Origin of the sequence: Mediterraneibacter hominis, assembly GCF_014287475.1 — a bacterium.
Taxonomy (GTDB): domain Bacteria; phylum Bacillota; class Clostridia; order Lachnospirales; family Lachnospiraceae; genus Mediterraneibacter; species Mediterraneibacter hominis.
The window spans coordinates 228,311-245,717 of record NZ_JACOPF010000002.1 but is presented as its reverse complement, the minus strand read 5'-3'; the positions used below and the strand labels follow the sequence as shown (position 1 = coordinate 245,717).

Genomic DNA, 17,407 nt, shown 5'->3' with positions numbered 1-17,407 from the left:
GCTTCTATTCCTGCTGTTTTCACGCCGCCTTACTGTAATAACTGAAGAACGCCCTGCGGAATCTGGTTTGCCTGCGCAAGCATTGCCTGGGAGGACTGTACCAGAATGTTATTCTTCGTGTAAGCCATCATCTCCTCGGCCATGTCTACATCACGGATACGGCTTTCTGCTGCTGTCATGTTCTCTGTTGTCACACTTAAGTTATTGATGGTGTGTTCCAGACGGTTCTGGATCGCGCCCAAATCACCGCGTGTAGAAGATACCATGTTGATTGCATTTTTAATGACATCTACAGCCGCTTTCGCTCCTGCCTGTGTGCTGATGTCCAGGTTCGCGATTCCAAGGGAATTCGTGTCCATTGATCCAACGGATACAGTCAACTGGTTAAAATCGTCTGATGTGTCGCCAATCTGCAATGTCAGCCCGCCTTTTGCTGAGCCGTCTGTAGACTTGCTGATCTTCAGCTTCGCTCCCTCTGCGGATGCATCAATACCGTATTCCTTCAACTGATCTGCGATATTCTTTACAGAATCCGCGTCAAACTTTCCTGATGACTTATCTACCCAGATTGCTTTCACTCCTGTCTCCAGCTTTGGATTACTTCCGCGTGCCACAATCTGGAACTTCTGTCCATCGATCTCTATCGTATTTTCCAAATAATTTCCGTCTGTAGCTGTAATATCAATCTTTGAAAAGTCTATCTCAAACGTATCTGCCTTTCCTGCCGTCAGCGTGCCCATTGTCGGTGCTGTGATGGCAGTTCCGTTATTCAGATGCTCTATGGAGATAATCTGTGTCTGGTCAGCTCCCTTGTCCTTTGCTGTTATCGTAATCTTTCCGCTGCTACTATCTGCCTTTACATTATAGCCGTCGCCAAATACTTTCTGCAACTCCGTTGCCGCAGCCGCAGCATTATCTGCAGCCGTTGTAGAACCTGAGAAGGTAATCGTCGCGCTCTGTACATTTCCATCCTTATCCAAATATTTGAAATTAAGTGTCTGCTCATCACCATCCGCATTAGCTTTCTGAATTGTAATCTCCTGTGAGAACGTCGCTCCGCCTGATGCAGCTACTGTTGCCGCTGTGCCGCCAAACGTTGTGTTTACTGTTGCCGCTCCGTCTTTCGCAGCCAGGGAGCCATCCAGCAGATTGATTCCGTTGAAGTTTGTGGATTCAGAGATACGGTTGATCTCGTCTTTCAAGGACTGCATCTCTTTTTGCAGGTTCTCACGGTCTACTTCGTCCTGATAGGTTCCGTTCGCAGACTGATCTGCCAGTTCTACCATACGGTTTAACATAGAGTGTACCTCTGTCAGAGCGCCCTCTGCTGTCTGTACGAGGGAGATACCGTCGTTCGCGTTTTTCTGCGCTGTCTCAAGACCTGTGATCTGTGCTCTCATCTTTTCGGAGATCGCCAGCCCTGCCGCGTCATCTCCTGCACGGTTGATTTTGTAACCGGATGAAAGCTTCTCTAAGTTTTTAGATACCGCGCTGTTATTGTTTGTCAAGTTGCGGTATGAATTTAATGCCGCTATGTTGTGTTGAATTCTCATAAGTTTACCTCCTTGTTATGAAACGGGGTTATCCTTTACCCCTGTATTTATCTCATTGCGCAGCGTCGGCCGATACACCACGCAGTGAAACCACCGTTTATGAAAGGACAGCCGCCTGTCCTTCCAGACGTCCATATATTCTGCCGCCTACTTTATATATCGCCCCCCCCCAGAAAAACTTAAGTCCCTGTATGTACTTTTTCCTTTTTTGTTTTTTCCTTTTCCTATCTGTCAAAATGATACAATCTCTGTCAGCACAAAACCCTCTGCCGGGGCCTGTACTGCCGTCCCTCCCTCCGGCAGACTTTCCGCCGGACCAAAACCGGACGTGCCCGTCTCCACTGCCGCACTTTTCATTGGCGGTGAAGCATACAGCTTCTGTTTTTCCCTGTCGTAATATCCGGGAACATTCAGCTTTTCCAGTCTCCCTTCCATACGTATAGCCCCATCTCTGCTATGTCTTGCGGTCCTGTGGCGCTTTAATTCCAGCAGCGCCTGCAGCTCTCTTTTTCTTTCTTCCCGGCGCTCTGCTTTTTTCCTGCGGGCGTCCGTCAGATGTTCTTCCTCGAAGCTCTCTATTTTTACCCGTCCTCGAAGTAGCAGCTTTTGCAGCGATTTAACGGCGGCTCTTGCTTTTATCCTTTCCTTCTCGTCCCCGTACAGACTTAAGAATTTCAGCGACGTGATATCCCTTCTCGTCTGTTGCATGACGGTCTGTACTGTACTCTTTGTCTTCGCTCCCGCGAGACGCGAATACGCCGCTGCCACATTATAAGAGGAAGAAACGGAAAGGCCGCTTTTGGCCCACAGTCTTTCGGACGGTGACGGGAGCGTACTGTCAATTTCCGCCCCGGCACGCGCTGTCTCCTTGCATATCCCCAATGCGGCTTCCTCTGCTTTTTCCTTCTGCCAGAAGACAGCCCTGTCCTCCTCTAAAAACACTCCGGCCGGAACGCGGTAAGCGGCAAGCCTTTTCACACATTCTATCAGCATCTTTTCCTTCTTCTCATAGCTTCCCTTTCCTCCGGCCGATAGAAATTCCTCCGACAAAAACAGAACATATCCCTCGCTCATCTCCTCCAGCGCGTCCGCGATTATATCACGTTCTGCGCCTGTACCTGCCTGTTCTGTCTTAAAATGAATCTGCGGATATTCCTTTTTCAGCGTCTCGATTAGCTGCTGTAGTTTTTCTCCTTCTGCTACTCTGTCTGTGAATACAGCTTCGTCACGCTTTGGCTTTTCCGTTGTTTTTATAGCTTCCTTTTTTTCTGTTTGCTTTACATTTTCATAGTCTATTCTCTTTACAGTCTGTCCAGTATGCTTTATTTCTACAATATTTCTCATTTCTTCACCCCTCCTGCTCCTATAAAAATCAAGCAGCAGGCTTATAACTGCCTGCTGCTTTTTCCTGTGAGTTCCTTTCACGCGCGTTTTGCCATACCGTGTCTAGTCTTCGACTTTTTCCGCTTCCTGCCAAAGTTTTCTTACATTATATTCCTTTGAACGTCCCTTTATCCGTAAGCTGCAATATAGTTCGTTGTTCTTTATATAGGTGGAAAGCATGCGCCCCTTTATCCGGCGTTTGCCGCCGGCAAGCCTGTCCACACTCCGTATCCGAAGATGGCTGCTCACCTGGTAAATCTCCTCAAAACCTCTTATATCGAGCCATCTTTCCCCTATATGTGGATTCGAGGTCCCACAGATACTAATTAAAAAATGCATATGGCACTTTGGACACCCACTTGTTCCATTTTCATACTCGATGAGTTCAGAGAAACCACAGTAGGGGCAAAACACAGGCTGCTTATAGTATAGCTCCATTCTTTTACCTGCCTAAAGTTCTGATGAAGGCGGCAGCTTAAATTCACCGGCCTCTTTTTTCAACAACTCTGCCTGTCCTGAAAGCTCTTCACTCGCCGCCGCGCTCTGCTGCGCTGTAGCAGAATTGGTCTGTACGACGTTGGAAATCTGATCGACTCCCTCGCTCACTTGCCCTACCGACTCCGCCTGTGTCTTTGAATTAGAAGAAATGATCTGCATCATTTCCACGACCTTTTTCGCATATTCTGCCGTCTTTTCTATGCAATCTGCTGTCTCATCGGCCAGTTTGCTTCCTCTTTCTACCGACTGGACAGAGCCTTCGATCAACGCAGATGTACTCTTGGAAGCAGCAGCGCTCTTTTCCGCAAGACTGCGTACTTCGTCGGCAACAACAGCAAATCCCTTACCTGCATTTCCGGCTCTTGCCGCCTCTACTGCTGCGTTTAGCGCCAATATATTTGTCTGGAACGCTATATCCTCAATCGTCTTTATAATATGTCCGATTTCTCCAGAACTCGTACGGATCTCCTCCATCGCTTCATTGAGCTCTTCCATCTTTTCCCTGCTCTTCATCAACATGGTCTGTGCCTGATCTACCGCTTCATTTCCCTGATCGGCAGACTGCGCGTTTAACTGGATGTCTCTGTTGATTTCATTCAGTGTAGCCGCAAGTTCTTCTACGCTGGATGCCTGCTCTGTCGCCCCCTGGCTGAATGCCTGTGAACCCGCTGCCACTTGCTCGGAGCCGGCAGATACCTGCACGGCTACATCATTGATATGCCGCAGCGTATTGCTTAGCTTATGAATAATCTCAAACAAGCTTTCACGAAGACTGTCTAAATCCCCTTTATAGATGGAATCCGTTACCGATACAGTAAAGTTACCTGATGCCATCTCTCCTAAGACGCGGTTTTCATCCTGTATAACCGACCGCAAACATTCCACAATCTCCCTTGTCGCGCTCGCTAAAATCCCCGTTTCATCCTCTGTGTCAATCTCCGGCACCAGAGAGTGTAAGTCGCCTTCCGCAAGCTGCTGAATCCGTTTTGTGCACTGCATAAGCGGTTTTTCAATCCGTCCTGCCAGATTTCTCGCGAAAATAACCGATATAATAATAGAAATAAACGTCACCGCAGCCACTACGATCACAGAGAGAATCGTCATCCCCATAAACTCTGATTTCGGCGCTGTAAGCCCCAGGCTCCAGTTGTCTGTTCTGTCTATCGGGGCATACCCAACTGCCATTGCAACTCCCTTTTTCGTATAAAAACCCGCTCCGGCTTCTCCCTGCCGCATCCTTTTATGTATGTCTGCAAGCCCGTTAAAATCTCCGTCTTTCTCTGCTTCCCTCTCAATATTCTGGACTGTCACTGTCTCCATAGTCGTGTCCGCAATTGTATAACCGCTCTTGTCAATGATATACGCTCCGGACTCACCACTGATCTTTATACTTGCCATAATATCATTTAAAAAACTTTCCTCCGGTACAAAATAAACAACTCCTGCCGGAACAGTATCTGGCTTTCCGTTCTGCCATACCGGAGCCGCTACGATGATAGTCAGCTCCCCTGTCACCTTGCTCTTCACAGGTGTCGATATATAGGCATTTCCTTCCATACAAGTTTGAAAGTATTCTCTATCCGCATATGTATTGCCGTCAAAGTAACTAGTACCATCCGAGTCGAGCAAGTTAGCTCGGACCATACCATATTTCTCCGCGTATCCATCCAAAATTTCCTTTTTCTCTGCTATGGGTATATCCAGATCCGCAATATCTTTCCTCATTCCACAGGACTCTGCTATATTTATATAACGATATATCTCCTCCGAAACCCGGTCTGCCGCGACAGCCGCCGTTGCTTCTATTTCATCTTTCAACTGTGTGTTAGCACTTTGATAGCTTAATACAATACTAATCATTCCAAGAAGTAAGACAAAAGCCGCTGCCGTAATACTCATACCTGCTATAATCCTTGTACGTATACTCTTTATTCCTCTTTTTGTATTTTTCTTCATTTCTTTCTTCATTTCCTCCCTGACCTCACACCGTCACTTGTCTTTACGGAACGAAACTTAACTTGTAGGTTTCTGTAACGACATGATACGCATGGCATTCTTTTCCCGCGCGGGTTCATTTTTCTATTTGTTTTCCTCCTGGGTCTGGATAAAAGTCCCGAGTCTCTTATCCATTGTCCTGATATGTGTAATCAAACGTACGACATGTACGTTAAGCCGGCTCATATCTTCAATTTCTGGACCGCTTTCTGGAATCTGCCTGATAATTTCTCTTAAGATTTTTTTATATTCTTCATGGAAACGGTGATGCGTGTCATATTCCCTCCATTGATATTTTTTCTGGAGTTCTTCTTCATGTCCGAAATGCTTGTCCACATAGCTTTCCAAAAATGCCGCCGCTGTTGTCATAGCGTTTTTTCCCATTTCGCTTTTGTTCGAGAACGATTCTAATAGTCGGTTCACCGCTTCAAAAAGCTGTTTATGCTCACTGTCGATCAAATGATTGCCTGTAAGTAAATCTGGTGTAATTTCATATCTCATATTGTTTTTTGTCTCTCTTTCTATTGTCGTTTTTCCATCAATGCCTTTAATCCGCTTATATCCTTTTGTCCTGCCGCTGCCTCTTTGTTTTCCCGCGCCGCCTCTATCAACTCTTTTCTGAGAACAGGTACGTCCCGCGGCGCCTCTATTGCCAGCTTTACACTGTCCGCTCCGACTTCTTTTACCGTGATAATAATATTGTCGTTTATGACAATTTCTTCTCCTTTTTTTCTTCCCAGAATCAACATATCTTTTTCTCCCTCCGGGTAAGCTCCCCAAGTGTATGCCGGAATCCATATTCACGCTTATCGAGAATGACTTGTTTCGCCCTGTGTGTCACGGTATTTACAACAATCGGGCACTTTAGATTCACTGTGCTTTTCTCCGCCGGAGTTCTTGCGACACATAAAACATACCAAGAGTAGTCCTTTTCCTCCGCCTCTCCAAGTTCCTTCAGCTCGTCTTCCGGAATCTCCGGAGCATAATCCTCCTTTAGAATAAAAGGATTCATCAGTACAAAGGAAATGTTGTCGTCCTCCATACTCTGAAGAATCAGTACTGCATCGCTGTCTTTTTCAACGGCAACAGGAAGGAACCTTTTGCATGTTTCAAATCCAAAAAGCCCTTCCTTAAAATAAATGCTGTTATCTCTTTCTCGGTTTTCTTCTTCTGTCTCTAACTTTCTCTCCATCACTTCTCCCGCTGCGGTCACGCTGTCTTATCCATCGTGCCGCCTGTAAAATGTTCTGCCGCACTCGGCGGTACATAAAGGGGCTTACCCATATATTCGATCTGTACGTCCGGATACTGGGTAATAATCATCTCTATGCTGCCCGGAATAAACTCAACTGTTCCGTTGTTGAGCTTTAAGTTAAATGTCAGTCTGTCCATCTGATACTCTGTAGACAATTCCCCTTTTTGATACGATACCTGCGCGCCTGTCGTCGGAATGAATTTCATCTCAAACTGTCCGTCCGGCATCTCCATTCTCTGTGTAAATATCTGATGCAGCATTCTGCCTCCTTCTCCGGGCTTTGACCACTGCATCTGCGCCATCTCTCTGGCATACATCTGCGCGGTATTCCCGGCTGCCTCCATTCCTCTCTGCGCTGCCTGGTAAATCGCATTTTTTGTCGTCGGGACAACTGAGTTCCGCGCCTCATAGGTATCCAGCTTCAGGCGGGCGGGACGGCTGCGCATGCGAAGTCCGCCTCTATGTCTGTCTGTCTCAATAAGCGGCGGCGAACTACGCCCATGTTCCAGTCTGGCATGTTCAACTTTTAATTCATATTCCATCGGAACCGTGGTAATCTTTAAAAGTGCTTCCATAACTGCCCCTCCTTCCTTTCACTATTTTATAAAATCTAACAGCGAAGGACCGATAATACTCGTCCCTATCTTCAAAGCGCTGTTATAAGAATACATAGCCCATGAGTAATTCATAATCGCCTCTGCCGGATCAATGCCAATCTGGCTGTTATACTGCTCCTGAATAGAGATGCTCTCATTTTCCAGCTTTGACATTGTCGTATTCAGAAGCTGCGTTTTCGTTCCCAGCTCTGTCGATGTGTCCTGTACCTCCGAAGCGCCCTCCTTAAACTGATCCCATAACTTTTCATATGCTTCTCTGTCAAATTCTTCCGCTTCTAATACTTCTGCCATCTGCCCTGCCAGAAGAATCAGGTTCCTGCTCGTTCCCTCCTCTGTCTTTCCAAAACCTACAACATTGATTCCAGGAAGTGCGCAGTCAAACGCGCTGGAGGACACCAGCTCCCCGTCCTGGTCATAGCTTAAGCCAAATCCCAGATCTACGTAGGAGGTTTCTTTAGAAAGTTGTTCCAGCGCCTCCGCGTTCGCGGGATCATTGACGTCTACTCCCCGGTAAAGCAGCGTCTTTCCGTCCTCTGACAATTCAAAGGGCGCTTCCTCCGTTCCTCCATTTCCTCCCATAACAAAGGAGTCGCCGTACCTACTGTTTAATATCTGCACCATAGACTTCTGCATTTCCCGAAGCGCCTGCGCGTACGTATCTCTTCCTACGTCTGAAGCTGTGTCTGTAAGCGCCTTCAACGAATAGTCCTCTGCGATCGTTGTCGTGATTTTTCCAAGCTGCATAACCGCGTCCTCCTGGCAGTCCTGCCATTTCATCGTATTTTCTACGTTATTCTGGTAATCCGCGTTTCTGGCGTAACGACGTTCCAACACTGCTGCCCGCGCAGCGGAGGACGGATCCTCATAAGAAGATGAAAATCTTCTCTGCGTTTCAACCTGTTTGCGGCTGATTTCCAGTCCCCCTGCCGTACTGTTTAAATTGTTCTGATAGTTTCTCATCACCATATTGGTCGTAACTCTCATCTTCTCCGCCTCCTATCTTCCTACGACACCTGTATTGTTAATCAACGTATCCAGTGCTTCATCCAGGGTTGTCATCAGTCTCGCCGCCGCGTTGTAAGACTGCTGGTATTTCATCAGATTCATTACCTCTTCGTCCAGAGAAACACCCGAAACAGAATCCTTCGAATTCGCGATCTGGTTCAGTACCGTTACCCTACTCTCTAAAATGGTAGACACAGAGCTTCTCTCCGACGCCTGCGTATTCTGAAGGTGGTCATACGCATCAAAAAAGTTTCCCTCAAATACAATCGCGCCGTCTGCGTTGGTAAATTTCCATTTATCTGTGGTCAATGCATGAATCATCTTAAGGACATTGTCATTCGCAGAACTGTTGTCCGTATCCCCCGCACCTTCCTGCGCGGTGGTTTCAATCTTAACAGTACCATTCATCCATCCCTCTGAAATACGAATATTCTCCGCCGTAAACGCAGCGTTCCCGTCGCTTGTCTCAAAAAGCGCTCCCCCGCCGGCATCCATGTTCAACTTATTTAATGTTTTTGCAAAGGTATCGACAAAGTTGTCAAAATATGTTCCGTAATACCCGATTCCCTTAACGTCCGTTCCGTCATAAATTCCGCTCTTATTGAGCATATCCACATAGCCCTTGAGCACGCCGTCTCCGAGAGTATCGGTTATGTCTCCTTCTTTTCCTTCTGCGTCCTTTATGCTGATGCTAAGCGGCGGCATCCCTTCGTCGCTTCCGATTGTGATCTCCGCCTTTTCGCTGTCGTCCACCAGCACGTATTCATTTCCCTGTGAGTCCTTGAAAGTAATTTTCAAAGTCTCTACAAATGTATTGCCCCCTACGTCCACCTGCTTGTAGCTTATGTTAATCGGGAGATAAGTAGCCAGTTCGTCTATCAGACTGTTTCTCTGATCCTGCAGCTCCAGAGCCGGACTTCCCATCACCTGACTGCTTTTAATCGCTTTGTTCAATTCTACGATTTTATCCAGATAGGATTGTATTTTCTGTGATTCTGTTCCTTCCAACCTGCCGATCAGTTCTGTTTCAATATCCTTTACAGATTCCGCGTTATCATGGAAAATATTTAGTAAAACCTCCATTGCTGAACGGACAAGCTTATCTGAGGTGTCCTGTCCCGCGTTATTCGCGTTCGACATATTCTCCAACTGGGATACCACATTATTCAGAGCGCTGCGGATACTGTCTCTCGACGTCTCGTCAAAAACCTCTCCTATTTTGCTTAGAATTGTGTCCATCGCGTCTGCTGTTCCCGTCTCGGTAAGCTGATTCCGGTACTGAATGTCCAGGAAAGGATCACGTATCTGGGAAACCGAGGTCATCATAACACCCTGTCCTACTTTAGTAGAATACAGGCTGTTCCACTGACTGTGCCCAGAGGGACTGATACTTTGTAAATCCAGCCTCTGTCTGGTATAGCCCGGCGTATTCATATTTGCTATGTTCTGTCCCACTACGTCCAATGATTTTTGGCTTGCCGCCATAGCAAGCTGTGCTGTTGAAAATCCGGCGAATGTTGAACGAATCATCTTTTCTTACCTCCTGTCCTCTTACACAATCCGATCCGTCAGATGCGGGATCGACTCCGCTGTTTCTTTACCCTTACCGTAGGATCTTCCTTCTTTTTCTTTCGCTGCCTTCTCAAGCTCGTGAAGATTTATCTGTATCAGCTTCATTGCCTCTCCGTTCAAAGCGGAGAATGTCTTTACTGCATTGCTGAACTTTTCGAAAACTTCTGCCAGTTCTTTTTTCTCTTCTTCCGGCTGTTCCGCTATGATCTCTCTTAACGTTCTGCCCTGCAGTCCTTTCTTCCCCAGAAAGCTTTCCCTTTTTTGCTCCAGACCGCGTATCCTTAAAAGCAGCGCCTGTTCCTTTCCCATACAGTCCTCAATGAAGGTTACCTGCTTTCTTTGCGCCGCTTTCAGCTTTTCCTCCTCCAGGGGAAGAAATTCTCTGAAAAGTGCCGTCATCTCTCTTAAAATATCACAGAGTTCTTTCATTCCTCTTTTCCTCCCATGAGTAAAATACGAGCGGCGGTTTCCCTGCTGTCCGGTACGTATCTTCCTTCTCTGACAGCCTCCCGCAGTTGTTCTATTTTCTGGCTGTTATCCTTCTTTGTCTGCACCTGCTGCCTGAGCCCCTTTATTACCTGTTCTGTGAACAGTTTTTCTTTTATGTCGCGGGAAGATGAGGTGAAAACCACCTGGTCAAACTGCTGTCCATGCAGTGCTGCTTCTCTTTGTTCCACATTGCTTTCCTTTCCCCTGATGGAAGGCTTCCCATAAATATTCATCACATGCTCTATTCCAATCTTCATCCTCGACGCCTCCTTTGCTTCCCAAGGCAAGATTCTTTGTTCTTCCTCACACAGGAAAGCAGTACCCTTGTTCTCTATATATAATTATCGTCATATACCGGAAAATATTAAGTTTCTTTTGTCTCTTTCTTCTCTTTTTTCTCCTCTCGATGGCTGTATCGCCTGCTTTTCATCCTTCTGATTCCCCAGCATACCGGCAGCAGGTACGGATACTTTTCAAGTACCGGATAGACGCCCTTCATATAATTTAGCGAGGGAAATTCCCATTTTCTTCGTTTCTGGCGTTCTTCTTTTTTTAAGTCTCGGTAGTAAATATCCTCCACTGTTTTTACGAGCGGCAGGATACTTTCATTTTCCTTGCGCGCCCTTTCTCCTTTTGAAAAAATATACGCCTGCATATCTGAAAAGACAGCCGCCTCCTCTGGAAATCTCAGTCCTCCAAACCACCTGCCCGCCAATTTTACCAGATATTCTGAAAAAACCTCTATTCCCATTATCTCGATCTCATCCTGTATTCTCTTCCATGGAAGGCTATGTCCAACCTTGCTTAATAAAATCCAGAAATCTACGAGATCCCTTATTTCTGCCTGGCCTTTCGCGTACCTTTCCGCCATCCGGCATATAAAATACAGATACAGCGCTTCCCCTTCTAATTCTCGTATATACTTCCTGTTGTCTTTTCTTTTGACTCTTTTCGGAAAATCAGAAAAACGAACCTCGATCTCCGGGTCTGTAAACTTCAACTTCTCGCAGAACTCTACTTTTATATCTGGAATCCTCCTGTAGCGCCTGGGGACTGTCTTTTCTCCCTCTCTCTCCGGTTCAAAATCAAGTTGATACATAATGGACGGGATTCTTTCCATTTCATTTTTCATTACGAGAATCTGTAACGATTCGGGCATGCGCATCTCTGGTTGTGGATAATACGGAAGAATTGCCGCTTCTCCCAGAAAGAGAGCGTTCACCTTTTTCCTCTCCAGCTCTTCTTCCAATTCTTCTTTTATTTTTTTATACTTTTCCTGGAGTCGGATCGCGGTTCGGTATCGTTCTTCAAATTTGTCCTTCCACATTTTTATCTCTCTGCTGTCCGCCCACAGGATCTTATAGTACACTAAATTTGACACATGGTGATAATCCGACATTTTATATATCCACTGCCAGGACACAGGCTTCTGCCTTAAGAATACTTCCTTCTGGTTTACCGCTCCGGATATCAGCTCAATCAAATAGTCCGCCTCATATCTTCCTGCTCCGTTCATTTAGTACCCTTCTTTCTTCTATCACATCTGCCGCCATTACGTTGTATACCGCGTGCTTTTCGTCCGCTACTAATTTTCCCAATGCCAGTGTCATAACCCTCTTTCTCATAATAGAAACTAATTCCTGGTTATGGCTTGCCACGATCACCGTTACGCCCAACCGGTTCAATTCCTCCAGCAGGCACATAATATCCCATGCTGCGTCCGAATCTAAATTCGCCGTTGGTTCATCTGCGAGAAGAATCGACGGGTTTATTGCCATTGCACGCGCCAGCATTGCACGCGCCGCCTCCCCCATAGAAACCTCTCTGGGATAAAACTTTGCCCTTTTGCCAATTCCCATAATATTCAGTATCTGTGTTACTCTTCTCCTTGCCTTTTTTCCAGACTGTTCTGTAGCCTTCATGGCAAGCTCTACATTATCGAACAGGCTTCTGTCATCCAGAAGCCCGAATTCCGGCTGCATGATCCCTATCTGTCTGTGGAAATAAGGAAGCTCCTTTCTGGTAAGCTCCGCTATATCTTTGCCGTTTACCCATATTGTACCGGAGGTTGCGTGTATCTGCTGACTGATTAGTTTCAAAAGCGTGCTTTTCCCTGCTCCGCTTCTTCCGATAATAAAAACAAATTCCCCCCTATTTATGCGAAATGACAACTTCTCCACGCCGATCTCTCCGTTGTCAAATACTTTGCTTACCTCATTAAAAATAATTGCTTCCATGCTTCTCCTCATTACGAAAATAACCGGAAAGCCCGCGGCAGACTTTTGGAATCTGCCCGTTGTTTTCCGGTTTCTTCTCTTTATTTATCGTAGAAAGATTTTCCTCCTGTTATCCGCCTGTTGATGTATCTATCCAATTCTACTGCTTTTGCCAGCGTTTCCTTTTTTCCCGCCGCAATCATGCAGATCCGTTTTTCTGTCTCTGTCATGCCGGATATATGCTCTCCGTTTATAAGCTTCTGTATACGTTCGTTCCCACCCAGCGCTGACAAAATCATGTTCTTTTGTTTTTTTACTTTGTCAGCCTCCGACATGGAATTTCCTCTCATTTTCAAAAGCATCTGCACAGAAACCTGATCGTCCCTGCCGAAGGCTTCTGTCAACTCCTCTGTCAGTTCTCTGATTTCATTTATCTGTCTGTATTCTCTCTGGACTAGCTGTAAAAGCTGTTCTATTCCGTCCTTGTATTCTTCTCCTGTCATTCTGATACCTTCTTTTCCGCTTCCCCAAACGCCTCTCTTAGTTCTTGTGCAAGGCGCCGTACCTCCTGCAGCAGCTCTTTTTTTCTGGAAGCATGCGCTCTGCTTAGCTCAACCAGAAAGAAATCATACATCTGATATAACTCCCTGCTGATTGGATATTGAAAATCCAGTGTTTCCTTTAGGTATCTGACAATTTCCTCTGAACGGGTCACCTGCTTTTCAAATTCGTTAAAATTTTCTTTATTCAGATGTAGCTCTGCTAAAGTCAGGCGCTTTAACAGCTCGTCATAAAGCAGAAGCAGCATTTCCCCCGGAGTCATAGTCATGACCGCCTCTTCTTTATATTTCTGATATGGATTTCCACTCATTTATATTCCTCTCTTCTCTGTCAAGATCCCATCATCTGCGCAAGCCAGCTGCTCTGGCTGTTCATCTGGGAAATTAGTGTCTCCAGGGAGGTAAACTGGGAGATATAGCGATCCTGTTCTGTCACAAGCTGCGTCGTCAATCTTTCTATCTGATCTTCTATTTCATTTATCTGATCAAGAATACTATTATTTAACACACTTGTCAGGGAGTGTTCGGAACCTGCGCGCTCCACGAGGATTCCTTTCGTAGCGCCCGTCATTGAAGCATACTTGTCCATGATCGTTTTCATGTTCGTCATCAGTCCGCCTTTGATCGGATTGCCGTCTTCATCTGTTCCAGCGCTAGCAGAAAACAACTCTCTTACCTTTTCCGGGTTGGCTTCTAACGCGGCCTTAAATTTGCTCTCATCAAAGGTCAACTTCCCATTGTCCGCGTAATTCGTTGAAACAGTGATCCCTATCTCTTCCAATCCGGCGCGCAGATTATCTGGTATCGCGAAACGCAGCGCGTCCGTCAGCCCTCTTATATCTGTATCATTAAATAGGAGACCTTTTTTTGCTTCCTTTTCCCATACCTCGATTTCATTCTCGCTCAGTTCCTTTTTCTGAGAGGCGGTAAGCGGAGCGTAATCGCGGTTTGGCTTTGTGCTTACCTCATCATTGACCAGCTTAAGGAGCTCATTGAAATCCTCTATCATCTGTTTTACTGTCTCTACTGTCTTTTCTATGTCCGCCTTTGCTGTAAAGGTAACTGCTTCTGTCTCTTCAATTCTGTTTCCCTCTTCATCATAGCCGAATGTTCCATTTACGGTAATATTTAATCCGTCTACCGTGATTGTATTGGAATCTCTTGTAATCTCTGTTACCGTATTGCTCCCGGCATACTGTACGGCGATCACGGCGTCCTTTCCCGCTGTTACCGTTATATCCGGTTCTCCCTCCTTCTTTGTACCGAACAATGCCTCCGCAACGGTTCCCTCGATCTCTACCTGTCCGCTCGCCCCATTTTGTACAGCCGTGATCACAAACCGGTCTGTATTCTCCTGATAGGACATGATCACACCCGCGTCGCTGTTGTTCACCGCGTTTATGATCTCCTGGATCGTACTGTTTTCATCAATCCCTTCAATTACCTTGTCGTTAATTTTCAGCAGTGGCTTCTTACCTGTCGAGTCCGGATGAAACTCATGTTTCAGTCCAGCGTCCTTTAGTGAAGCAGACAGATTCAAACGGTTTGATTCCCCGTCCTTCATACCGAACAGAGAATCCTCACCAGTCAAATGTCCCGTTGACGCCGTAATCGAGAGCACTGACGAATTGTCTTCGCTTCCGTCCGGCAGGGTTGTCCTAAAGCTTAAAACCTGTATGCCGTCTGGTTGTTTTGGATCTTTCGGTTCTAAGTCCACTGCAATTCTTCCACGTCCAAATGTGTCGTCCAATTCCTTCTGGAGATACTCCTTGACATCTTCCATTGAGGTCCAGTCCTTCATCTCCGCCTCCGACGGCAACTCAATCCATTTCACTGTTCCGTTATAGGAAAAGCTGATCGACTGCCCCGCCAACTGCTCCTTAATCGTTTTTTTCTGTACCGCCGTATCCTCATTCACCGCGGTCAAGCTCTTGCCTGTCTCTATCACCTTTCTGTTGTCGTCCAGTTTGCTGATATCTTCTCCCTTATTGAGGAATCCGAGATTTACCAGCACGTCCCCTGTCCCGCCTGTCAATTCAAGGTTATTGCCTGCTGCGTCCTTATTGGTGAGCTTCAGCTTGCCACCATCTGCTTCCATACTCATGACGTCCGCCAGCGTCTTGTCATTTCCGATCGAAACCTCTCCTAGCGCTTTGTTAAAGGACTCAGCGATCTGTTCAGGCGTATCGTATTCATATTTGTTGCCGTCCTCATCTGTGCCCCTGCCCAGCTCTATCGTATAGCTTGTATTGCCGTATTTGATATAGATCTTTTCGCCGCCCACCATATTGACATCTGTTTTGGCAGACAGATCATCTGAAATACTGCCCATAGTCAGTTTCCCGTCGGAAGCGTTATTATTGCTGGTCGCGGAAGCCTTCTGTGCAAGCTGTTTTACGCCCAGAACGGTCAGAAGATCTGATGTCTGCGTAGAACCGCTTACGCTGATATACTTCCCGTTTGCCCCGTTTACAGAGATATCCGTACGGCTGAACAGAGAAGAACCCAGCAGATTGTCCGACGAGGAATACGACGCGTACTTATTCGTAAAATCGTATATCTTGTCCGTAATCGCCCGAATTGCTTCCTGCTCCCACTGCAGGCTTGTCTTTGCCTGGTTCTTTTTATCTATCTTCGCCTGTGTTCCGGCGGTAAGCTGTTCGATCAAGGTGTCTCTGTCAAGTCCGCTGGCGAGTCCGCCGTAGCCTCTTAAAGCGCTTGTGGATGTGGATGATGAAAGTCCTCCGATTGTCGACATAATCCCTCTCTCCTTTTCTTCATACTATCGTTTTCAAGTCTCTTAATATATATATCGGCAGAATACCTGTTTTATTTAATACTGTCCGCGTGGCTCATTTATCTTTCTTATGATGTGGATTCGCCTGCACCGCCATGCACGCTTTCGTCACTTCTACTGTAATCCTTCCGGCATACTTCACCATGTAAAAATTCATCAGTGGAGACACCGCGTTTTTATTGACGACCACATATTTCGCAGGCAGTCCGGTAAGAGAAAGCGCCGTCACATCAGCGCGGCACCTCGCGCACATACAGGTTTGAAACTGCTTCATATATGCTTGCGCACGCTCGGCGACCAGACGCTCCATCACATTTACAATGATAAATTCCTCTTCCTCTATTTTCTCTGGAATTTCTTTTTTCTCTTCGGCATCCTCCGCAGTTCCGCCGGCCTCCGCCTCTTTTTTCCGTATCTGCTCTTTTTCCTGTTCTTCCTGCTTTTTTTCCTCTAGTTCTTGTTCTAAAGCGTCCTTAATCGTTTCTGCTATCCCGTCTTTTCCCTGGCGTACCACGGCTACGCCGGAAACTTTTTTTGTATCTGCGGGTTCTTTCTCTGCTTTTGTTGCCTCTGCCGGCTCCCGCCCTGTTTTTTTATCCTCCGCCTCTTCTTTTACTCCTGCGGAAAGGAGATTCAGCACATGATTTGTTTTATTTGTTTTTTTGCTCATACTTTCCCGCCTTTTCTATTTCGCAGTTCTGCTTAATACTTCCTCGATAAATGCCTTATAATCTCTGGCGGGATTTGAGCGCGGCGCATACGCAAAGATATTCTCTCCATGCGCCGGCGCCTCCGCTGCCGCTACTCCTGCCCGGATCTTTGACTGAAACAGCGTTGTCTTTGTCTGTCCGGCTACCGTCTCTGCCATTTCTAAAACATCTGCCGCCAGCCGGGTTCTTTTATTATATTTTGTAAGCAGAATTCCAAGGATTTCCAGATGTGGATTCACCCCGCCGCGTACCGCTTCTACTGTCTCCTTAAGCTGTATTAACCCTACAAGGCTTAATATCTCCGCCGCCATCGGAATAATTAAATAATCAGAAGCCGCGTAGGCATTCAAAGTAAGAATGTTCAGAGACGGCGGCGTATCTATGATAATAAAATCATAGTTATCTTTTACTTCTTCTAACCTCTCTTTTAACAGAGTCTCTCTGTTCTCTCTCTGGAATTCAATCTCCGCCTCGCTTAACAGAATATTCGACGCGATAATATCGCAGGTCTCTGTTTGATGAATTGCTTCCTGTATCGCTATACCACCTTTTAATACTTCATAAATTGTACAGTGTGTATTAATATCCAATCCCAGGCTAAATCCCAGATTCCCCTGCGGATCTAAATCTACAGCCAGTACTTTATATCCTTTGCTGCCCAATCCCGCAGCCAGAGCTGCTGTTGAGGTTGTCTTCCCAACACCGCCCTTTTGATTTGTCAATACAATAATAACTGCCACTGTCTTCCTCCAGTTCT

The 17,407-nt window shown here is 46.3% G+C and carries 19 protein-coding genes; all 19 read right to left on the bottom strand.

All coding sequences use genetic code 11. The features are described 5' to 3' along the window. Window positions 1-29: 29 nt before the first annotated feature. Window positions 30-1,553 carry a flagellin N-terminal helical domain-containing protein gene (locus H8S37_RS10670; protein ID WP_186876052.1) on the bottom strand — a complete coding sequence of 508 codons (1,524 nt, stop codon included), beginning with the start codon at window positions 1,551-1,553 and terminating at the stop codon, window positions 30-32. Window positions 1,554-1,784: 231 nt separating this feature from the next. Further along, on the bottom strand, window positions 1,785-2,897 hold the full coding sequence (locus H8S37_RS10665) for a hypothetical protein (protein WP_186876051.1): 1,113 nt from the start codon (window positions 2,895-2,897) through the stop codon (window positions 1,785-1,787). Between the two features lie 102 nt (window positions 2,898-2,999). Beyond that, window positions 3,000-3,374, bottom strand: coding sequence for an NUMOD4 domain-containing protein (locus H8S37_RS10660; protein WP_186876050.1), 375 nt, complete (start codon window positions 3,372-3,374; stop codon window positions 3,000-3,002). 12 nt (window positions 3,375-3,386) lie between these two features. Beyond that, the gene (locus H8S37_RS10655) at window positions 3,387-5,402 is read right to left on the bottom strand and encodes a methyl-accepting chemotaxis protein (RefSeq protein WP_207723937.1); all 2,016 of its coding nucleotides are present in this window, start codon (window positions 5,400-5,402) and stop codon (window positions 3,387-3,389) included. Window positions 5,403-5,513: 111 nt separating this feature from the next. Continuing rightward, complete coding sequence (locus H8S37_RS10650; RefSeq protein ID WP_186876048.1) at window positions 5,514-5,930, bottom strand: bacteriohemerythrin; 417 nt, start codon at window positions 5,928-5,930, stop codon at window positions 5,514-5,516. A gap of 20 nt (window positions 5,931-5,950) precedes the next feature. Next, on the bottom strand, window positions 5,951-6,178 hold the full coding sequence (locus H8S37_RS10645) for a carbon storage regulator (protein WP_186876047.1): 228 nt from the start codon (window positions 6,176-6,178) through the stop codon (window positions 5,951-5,953). Then, window positions 6,172-6,621: a flagellar assembly protein FliW gene (locus H8S37_RS10640; protein WP_186876046.1), complete on the bottom strand. Its 450-nt coding sequence runs from the start codon at window positions 6,619-6,621 to the stop codon at window positions 6,172-6,174. The genes H8S37_RS10645 and H8S37_RS10640 overlap by 7 nt, the downstream gene beginning before the upstream one ends. 17 nt (window positions 6,622-6,638) lie before the next feature. Next, entirely contained in the window at window positions 6,639-7,259 is a 621-nt protein-coding gene (locus tag H8S37_RS10635) for a DUF6470 family protein (RefSeq protein ID WP_186876045.1), read from the bottom strand. Window positions 7,260-7,280: 21 nt separating this feature from the next. After that, a complete protein-coding gene (locus H8S37_RS10630) occupies window positions 7,281-8,285 on the bottom strand; it encodes a flagellin N-terminal helical domain-containing protein (protein WP_186876044.1) in 1,005 nt (334 codons plus the stop codon). Window positions 8,286-8,297: 12 nt separating this feature from the next. Beyond that, a complete protein-coding gene (flgK, locus tag H8S37_RS10625) occupies window positions 8,298-9,836 on the bottom strand; it encodes a flagellar hook-associated protein FlgK (protein WP_186876043.1) in 1,539 nt (512 codons plus the stop codon). Between the two features lie 21 nt (window positions 9,837-9,857). Then, window positions 9,858-10,307 carry a flagellar export chaperone FlgN gene (gene flgN, locus H8S37_RS10620; RefSeq protein ID WP_186876042.1) on the bottom strand — a complete coding sequence of 150 codons (450 nt, stop codon included), beginning with the start codon at window positions 10,305-10,307 and terminating at the stop codon, window positions 9,858-9,860. Next, the gene (locus tag H8S37_RS10615) at window positions 10,304-10,624 is read right to left on the bottom strand and encodes a flagellar biosynthesis anti-sigma factor FlgM (RefSeq protein ID WP_186876041.1); all 321 of its coding nucleotides are present in this window, start codon (window positions 10,622-10,624) and stop codon (window positions 10,304-10,306) included. Before H8S37_RS10615 ends, flgN begins: the two co-directional genes overlap by 4 nt. Before the next feature lie 107 nt (window positions 10,625-10,731). After that, window positions 10,732-11,883, bottom strand: coding sequence for a nucleotidyltransferase family protein (locus H8S37_RS10610; protein ID WP_186876040.1), 1,152 nt, complete (start codon window positions 11,881-11,883; stop codon window positions 10,732-10,734). After that, window positions 11,861-12,604 (bottom strand): cell division ATP-binding protein FtsE, encoded by a 744-nt coding sequence (locus tag H8S37_RS10605; RefSeq protein WP_186876039.1) that lies wholly within the window; start codon window positions 12,602-12,604, stop codon window positions 11,861-11,863. Before H8S37_RS10605 ends, H8S37_RS10610 begins: the two co-directional genes overlap by 23 nt. An 80-nt stretch (window positions 12,605-12,684) precedes the next feature. Next, window positions 12,685-13,086: a hypothetical protein gene (locus H8S37_RS10600; RefSeq protein ID WP_186876038.1), complete on the bottom strand. Its 402-nt coding sequence runs from the start codon at window positions 13,084-13,086 to the stop codon at window positions 12,685-12,687. Beyond that, entirely contained in the window at window positions 13,083-13,454 is a 372-nt protein-coding gene (gene fliS, locus H8S37_RS10595; protein ID WP_186876037.1) for a flagellar export chaperone FliS, read from the bottom strand. Before fliS ends, H8S37_RS10600 begins: the two co-directional genes overlap by 4 nt. A 20-nt stretch (window positions 13,455-13,474) precedes the next feature. Further along, window positions 13,475-15,901: a flagellar filament capping protein FliD gene (gene fliD, locus H8S37_RS10590; protein WP_186876036.1), complete on the bottom strand. Its 2,427-nt coding sequence runs from the start codon at window positions 15,899-15,901 to the stop codon at window positions 13,475-13,477. A gap of 94 nt (window positions 15,902-15,995) precedes the next feature. Further along, the gene (locus H8S37_RS10585; protein ID WP_186876035.1) at window positions 15,996-16,610 is read right to left on the bottom strand and encodes a late competence development ComFB family protein; all 615 of its coding nucleotides are present in this window, start codon (window positions 16,608-16,610) and stop codon (window positions 15,996-15,998) included. A 15-nt stretch (window positions 16,611-16,625) separates the two neighbouring features. Then, window positions 16,626-17,390, bottom strand: coding sequence for a ParA family protein (locus tag H8S37_RS10580; protein WP_186876034.1), 765 nt, complete (start codon window positions 17,388-17,390; stop codon window positions 16,626-16,628). Between the last annotated feature and the right edge of the window lie 17 nt (window positions 17,391-17,407).

Bases quoted from the DNA above. Each gene is read 5' to 3' on its own strand.
- H8S37_RS10660 (WP_186876050.1), bottom strand. From the start codon at position 3,374: ATGGAGCTATACTATAAGCAGCCTGTGTTTTGCCCCTACTGTGGTTTC.
- H8S37_RS10615 (WP_186876041.1), bottom strand. From the start codon at position 10,624: ATGAAGATTGGAATAGAGCATGTGATGAATATTTATGGGAAGCCTTCC.
- flgK (WP_186876043.1), bottom strand. From the start codon at position 9,836: ATGATTCGTTCAACATTCGCCGGATTTTCAACAGCACAGCTTGCTATG.
- fliD (WP_186876036.1), bottom strand. From the start codon at position 15,901: ATGTCGACAATCGGAGGACTTTCATCATCCACATCCACAAGCGCTTTA.
- fliS (WP_186876037.1), bottom strand. From the start codon at position 13,454: ATGAGTGGAAATCCATATCAGAAATATAAAGAAGAGGCGGTCATGACT.
- H8S37_RS10645 (WP_186876047.1), bottom strand. From the start codon at position 6,178: ATGTTGATTCTGGGAAGAAAAAAAGGAGAAGAAATTGTCATAAACGAC.
- H8S37_RS10635 (WP_186876045.1), bottom strand. From the start codon at position 7,259: ATGGAAGCACTTTTAAAGATTACCACGGTTCCGATGGAATATGAATTA.
- H8S37_RS10630 (WP_186876044.1), bottom strand. From the start codon at position 8,285: ATGAGAGTTACGACCAATATGGTGATGAGAAACTATCAGAACAATTTA.
- H8S37_RS10640 (WP_186876046.1), bottom strand. From the start codon at position 6,621: ATGGAGAGAAAGTTAGAGACAGAAGAAGAAAACCGAGAAAGAGATAAC.
- H8S37_RS10585 (WP_186876035.1), bottom strand. From the start codon at position 16,610: ATGAGCAAAAAAACAAATAAAACAAATCATGTGCTGAATCTCCTTTCC.
- H8S37_RS10610 (WP_186876040.1), bottom strand. From the start codon at position 11,883: ATGAACGGAGCAGGAAGATATGAGGCGGACTATTTGATTGAGCTGATA.
- H8S37_RS10670 (WP_186876052.1), bottom strand. From the start codon at position 1,553: ATGAGAATTCAACACAACATAGCGGCATTAAATTCATACCGCAACTTG.
- H8S37_RS10655 (WP_207723937.1), bottom strand. From the start codon at position 5,402: ATGAAGAAAGAAATGAAGAAAAATACAAAAAGAGGAATAAAGAGTATA.
- H8S37_RS10605 (WP_186876039.1), bottom strand. From the start codon at position 12,604: ATGGAAGCAATTATTTTTAATGAGGTAAGCAAAGTATTTGACAACGGA.
- H8S37_RS10650 (WP_186876048.1), bottom strand. From the start codon at position 5,930: ATGAGATATGAAATTACACCAGATTTACTTACAGGCAATCATTTGATC.
- H8S37_RS10600 (WP_186876038.1), bottom strand. From the start codon at position 13,086: ATGACAGGAGAAGAATACAAGGACGGAATAGAACAGCTTTTACAGCTA.
- H8S37_RS10665 (WP_186876051.1), bottom strand. From the start codon at position 2,897: ATGAGAAATATTGTAGAAATAAAGCATACTGGACAGACTGTAAAGAGA.
- flgN (WP_186876042.1), bottom strand. From the start codon at position 10,307: ATGAAAGAACTCTGTGATATTTTAAGAGAGATGACGGCACTTTTCAGA.